Genomic DNA, 5431 nt, shown 5'->3' with positions numbered 1-5431 from the left:
CGAAGTTCCCGCCGGGGTACTTGACCGCGTCGACCGCGGGCTGCGCGGACTTGATCGCCTTCACGGTGCGCAGCGCACCGAGCGCCAGCCGGCTCTGCTTCGCGATGGGGTGGTCGACGCCGGTGTACAGCGCCTGGATCGCCTCCGTCGTCGCCTTCGTGTCGGAGTCGGACACGCTCAGCTTGATCGTGTCGAGGTCGTGCATCGCGATGGGCCCGGAGGAGCCGACGAGCGACCGGGGCGTGTTGCCGCCGACCGCCACCGCACGGAACGTGGTGCCCGGACCGGCCGCGGTGAGCACGCGGTCGAGCCAGCCCGACGTGAGGCTGTTGCTCGAGCCGCGCTCCAGGCAGTCCTGGGCCTGGAAGTGGCTGCGGGTCAGGTCCGGGGTCGACACGGCGGGGACCGCGGCGACCCGGCCGTCCTTGATGAGCGGGGCCAGCGGCGACAGCGCGGGATGCAGCCCGAAGCCGCGCGCGGTGTCCAGCTGGATCAGCGACCCGGCGCGCACCCCGATGTTCGGGCGGTTCTTCAGCAGGTTCGGGTCGTTCGCCGGCACCAGCATCGACAGCCCGTCCATGCCCCCGCGCAGGAAGACGACCACGAGCGTGCCCGACTGCGCCTCGTCGGCGGCCGCGTAGGAGACGCGGCTCGTGACCAACTGCGCGCCGAGCGTCGCGACGCCGACCCCGAGCCCGCCCTTCAGGAACGTGCGGCGGTTGAAGCCGCCGGCCCACGCCTCGTCCCGGCCGGCCGTGGCGACCCGCTGCGCCTCCGCCGCGGCCCGCACGGCGGCGTCGCGCCGGGTCGGGCCGAGGCGCTCCCAGTCGGGGCAGTCGGGGTGCAGCGTGCGCAGCACGTCGTCCGAGTAGTCGATCGCGGTCGTCATCGCGTCTCCTGTCGTGTCAGCGGAGCTGGAAGTAGGGCGAGTCGAGCAGGAGGGCGGCGATCTTCCCGCACGTCCAGTCGTCGGTCGGGGCAGCGCCGCCGGCGCGCAGCTTGGCGCCGTGCACGGCGGCCAGCAGGTGGGTCTTCGACGGGACCGTGCCGGTGAGGCGCTTCGCCACCGCCGTCGTCCACTGGTACGCGGTCTGCGTCTTCGTGCGCGGCACGAGGTTCGACGGCTTCGTCCAGCCCAGGTGGTCCCACCAGCCGTAGACGAACGCGCGGTGCAGGTTCCAGCGCTGCAGCATCGCTCCCGCCCCGAGCCACGCCGCGGCGACGTCGGGGTAGCCGTTCGGCGGCGCCCAGCCGTACGGCGTGTGCCCGGCGTCGTTCAGGTTCCAGTACAGCCACCCGAGCGGCGTCGCCATCTTCGGCGCGCGCTGCACGTCGAGCACGCGGAGGGTGCCGACCGCGTCCTCGAGGGGGCGGCGCATCCGCACGCCGACCGCGGCCCAGAAGTCGCTCGACTTGAAGATCGCGTCGACGACGGCCTTGATGCTCGTGCCGTGCGCCAGATAGACGTGCGCCAGCCGGTTCACGAGGCTCGCGCTCGGGGCGTCCGACACGAACCGCGTCGCGAGCTTGCGCGCGATCATCCGGGCGGTCGCGGGGTGGCGGGCGAGGTACCGCAGGTACGCGTCGCCGACCGCCTCCCCCTTGTAGATCGAATTGTTCGAGCTGGAGAACCCGAGCACCTTGACCCGGCCGGTCCAGTGGTTCGGGGCCTGGAAGAAGTACTGCCCGGTGTCGTAGTCGAGGGTGCGGCCGGACAGGATCTGGGCGCTCGAGCGCACCATCTTCTCCGTGTACCCGGCGGTGCGGCCGACGGTGTGCAGCTCGAGCAGCTCGCGGCCGAGGTTCTCGTTCACGTCCGAGGGCTTCGACTGGTCGTTGCTCAGGTAGTTCAGCATCGCCGGGTGCTTCATCGCGGCGAGCAGCATGTCCTCGTACCGGCCGAACGCGTGCTTCCGGATGACGTCGTGGATGTAGCTCGGCGACGTGTGCCACTGCTCCGACGGGACGGCCACGTGCAGGTGGTTGGCGAAGACGTCGACGACGATCTCGTACAGCTGGCGGTCGGAGAAGACCTGCCGCGCGAGCGTGCCCTGGGCCGTCGCCATCATGGCGTCCCAGCTGTACTGCTTGGTCTTCCGGATGATCGTGGCGGGCTTCGCGCCCTCGAGCGGGAAGACCGCCGCCGCCTTGTTCGCGCGGGTGTCCTTGATCGACGACGGGTTCAGCTGCCGCTGCAGCCAGCCGTCGATGCCGAACCGCCGCACGTCGGCGACGTCCTTCGGCCGGGCGCCGAACGTGGCGCGGCGGAGCAGGTGCGCGGCCGGGTCGTGCGGGAACAGACGCGATCGCGCCCTCCCCGCCGCCTTCGCCGCCAGGGAGGCCGACGCGTACTGCCTGCCGTGGTGCACCTTCGTGGCGGCGGTGGCGGCCTCGGCGGCGTCCGCGGCGCCGACCAGCGACTCGCCGGCGACGGCGCCGACCGCGAGCACCGCGCCCAGCCCGAGCAGCCCTCGGCGGGAGGAGCGGGGCTGCGCCTCCGCGGTGTCGGTGCCGTGCGTGTCCGTCATGGGTCCCCTCCCGGTGCGGTGGCCGCCACCATAAGGAGGGGCGTGCGCGCGGCAGGGACGACACGGCGGCGGTGCGCGCTCCCGCCCGCGTCTTCCGCCAGCCGGGAGCGCTTCCTCGTTCAGGCTCGTCTCGGGACGCGCCGGCCGGATCGCCGCGGAGCTCGGCGTGTCGCGGAACGAGCCTGAACGAGGAAGGTCAGGCGGTGGTGAGGACCTGCCGGTCGGCGACGATGCGGGCCAGCAGCTCCTGCTCGTCGGGGGTGCGGCCGATCGTCGCGCGGCCCTTCATCAGCCGCTGCCGCGCGTGGCCGAGGCGGGTGGAGTCGGCGATCAGCCGCTTCATCGCCACCTTCTTGCCGTGCGGGTCGCGCTGCGCCGCCGCCCAACGCAGCGCCTGCCTGCGACCGGCCGCGGTGGAGATCAGCGCCACCTCCTGCGGGCTGAACCAGCCCGCGTCCGCGTACTCGCCGAGCCGCGCGCGGGTGATCGACCGCTCCCTGGCGCGCACCACGAGTACGACCGCGAGCGCGCCGAGGAAGATCGGCACCTCGACGAACAGGTAGTACTCGACCGTGTTCGCGGCGAGGGAGAGGCCGCCGTTCCAGAGCGCGTGGAGGAGCGCGGCCGGGATGAGGCCCAGCAGGTACGCGCCGAACCCGGCTGCCGCGCCGCCGCCCCGCTCCGCCGCCTTGCCGATCGCGAAGCCGGTGCAGGCCGTGAACAGCAGGTGCGCGAACGGGGAGAAGATCCCGCGCACGACGAACGTGAACACGAACTCCGGGCCGATGCCGTTCTCGACGAGGGTCCGCCCGAAGTAGAGGATGTTCTCGGAGAACGCGAACCCCGCCGCGACGCTCGCGGCGTAGACGATGCCGTCGACCGGCCCGTCGAAGTGGCGCCGGTTGACCCAGAACAGCAGCAGCACGCCGAAGCCCTTCGCGGACTCCTCCACGAGCGGCGCCTGCACGACGGCCTGCACGAAGTCGTCCGGCCGCCCGCCGGTCGCGGCGAGCGCGATCTGCACGCCGAGATCGAAGATCAGGGCGACCGCGACCGCGACCCCGGCGCCCCACAGCACCGCGAAGACCAGCGCGGGCCGCGGCTCCGGCTCCCACCGGTCGATCCACCGGATCGTCAGCAGCACGATCGCGAACGGGATCAGCGCAGCGATCCCGGCGATCGCGACGCCGAGCGTGCCGAGCGCGGACACGAGGTACAGCAGCACCGCCGCAGCGGCGAGCGCACCGAGCGCGATGCCGAGGCCGGCGGCCACGCCGCGCGCCGCATGGCCGGGGGTGTGCGTCTCTGGGCCGATCGGGGCGAGCCCGACCGGCGCCTGGCGGATGTCCGTCACGGGGACATGGTGGCAGCAGCCGCCTCGGCGATCGCAGAGCCCCGCGTCACCACACCTTGCCGGGGTTCAGCACCCCCAGCGGGTCGAACGCCGCCTTGACCCGGCGCGACAGCGCCATCACGTCGTCGCCCAGCTCCTCCGCGATCCAGCGTCGCTTCAGCACCCCGACGCCGTGCTCCCCGGTCAGCGTGCCGCCGAGGTCGATCGCGGTGCGGAACAGCTGCTCCGCCGCGGACCAGACGATCTCCGGGATCTCGCCGGGCGCGTGCGGCACGGAGGCGGGGATCACGATGTTGGGGTGCAGGTTGCCGTCCCCGGCGTGCGCGATCGTCGGGATCGGCAGCCCGGTGCGCCGCGCGATGCCCTCGACCGCCTCGAACATGTCGGGCAGGGCGGACCGCGGCACGCAGACGTCCTCGATCAGCACCTCGCCCAGCCGGGTGAACGCCGGGTGCGCCGCCCGGCGCAGCGCGACGAGCGCGGCTCCCGCCGCTTCGTCCGGCGCGACGGTCGCCTCGCCGCCCGCCGCCGCGACGAGGCGGAGCACCGCCTCCGCCTCGCCCGCCGCGGCACCGCCGTCGGTCTGCACCAGGAGGAAGGCGCCGCGGCCGGCGAGCGCCGGCAGGTCCCCCGCCGGGCCCTCCCCCGCCGCGACCAGCGCGTCGATCGCCGCGCAGGAGGCCGCGTCCATCAGCTCGAGCGCGGCGCAGCGCAGCCCGGAGGCGGTGATCGCGGCGGCGGCGGCCGCGGCCGCGCGCACGTCCGCGAACGTCGCGCCGACCGTGACGACGGGGGCCGTGCTCGCGCGCCGCAGCTTGAGGGTCGCCTCGACCACCACCCCGAGCGTGCCCTCCGAGCCGATCAGCAGCGCGGTCAGGTCGTAGCCGGTGACGCCCTTCACGGTCCGGCGGCCCAGCCGCACCAGGGTGCCGTCGGCGAGCACGACCGCGAGACCCAGCACGCTCTCGCGGGTGACGCCGTACTTCGCGCAGAGCAGCCCGCCCGCGTTCGTGGCGATGTTGCCGCCGACGGTCGAGATCGCGCGGCTCGCCGGGTCCGGCGGCCACCAGAGGCCGTGCGGCGCGAGCGCCGCGCCGAGGTCGTCGGTGACGACCCCCGGCTCCACGACCGCGGTCTCGTCGGCGGCGTCGATCGCGAGCACCCGGTCCATGCCGCTGACGTCGAGCACCACCGCGCCGGCCGACCCGACGGCACCGCCGGCCAGCCCGCTGCCCGCGCCGCGCGGCACGACCGGCGTCCGCGCCGCGGAGGCCAGCCGCAGCGTCGCCTGCACGTCGGGGACGCCGCGGGCGCGCACGACCGCGAGCGGCGCCTCCGTCGTGGTCCAGCCGCTTCGGTCGGTGCGCACGCGATCGAGCTCCGCCCGGTCCGTGCGCATCGCGGGCCCGACGGCGGCGGCCAGGTCCTCCAGGAACGGCATGCGGTCAGCCTAAGGAGCCGTCGGAGGTCGCCCGTAGGTTCGCGGGATGGCCGATCGTGAGCATCCCGACGCCGATCCGGACGACGGCCGCAGCGAGACCGTCACGGA

4 protein-coding genes are annotated in these 5431 nt (G+C 74.1%); all 4 read right to left on the bottom strand.

Going from position 1 to position 5431, the window contains the following annotated elements; all coding sequences use genetic code 11:
- On the bottom strand, positions 1 to 889 hold an 889-nt coding region (locus tag ACFE60_RS17405), incomplete at its 3' end, for a DUF1501 domain-containing protein (protein ID WP_375390120.1).
- A gap of 16 nt (positions 890 to 905) precedes the next feature.
- Positions 906 to 2528 carry a DUF1800 domain-containing protein gene (locus ACFE60_RS17400; protein WP_375390119.1) on the bottom strand — a complete coding sequence of 541 codons (1623 nt, stop codon included), beginning with the start codon at positions 2526 to 2528 and terminating at the stop codon, positions 906 to 908.
- Between the two features lie 196 nt (positions 2529 to 2724).
- Positions 2725 to 3882 carry a PrsW family intramembrane metalloprotease gene (locus ACFE60_RS17395; RefSeq protein ID WP_375390118.1) on the bottom strand — a complete coding sequence of 386 codons (1158 nt, stop codon included), beginning with the start codon at positions 3880 to 3882 and terminating at the stop codon, positions 2725 to 2727.
- 46 nt (positions 3883 to 3928) lie between these two features.
- Positions 3929 to 5323, bottom strand: a complete 1395-nt coding sequence (locus ACFE60_RS17390; RefSeq protein ID WP_375390117.1) for an FAD-binding oxidoreductase — start codon at positions 5321 to 5323, stop codon at positions 3929 to 3931.
- Between the last annotated feature and the right edge of the window lie 108 nt (positions 5324 to 5431).

Source organism: uncultured Amnibacterium sp. (genome assembly GCF_964245895.1).
GTDB lineage: Bacteria > Actinomycetota > Actinomycetes > Actinomycetales > Microbacteriaceae > Amnibacterium.
The sequence above is the reverse complement of the archived record's forward strand: the minus strand, read 5'-3'. Positions and strand labels throughout refer to the sequence as shown.

What these genes read in the sequence shown, in the direction of transcription:
- ACFE60_RS17400 (WP_375390119.1), bottom strand. Translation starts at nt 2,528, where the DNA reads ATGACGGACACGCACGGCACCGACACCGCGGAGGCGCAGCCCCGCTCC.
- ACFE60_RS17390 (WP_375390117.1), bottom strand. Translation starts at nt 5,323, where the DNA reads ATGCCGTTCCTGGAGGACCTGGCCGCCGCCGTCGGGCCCGCGATGCGC.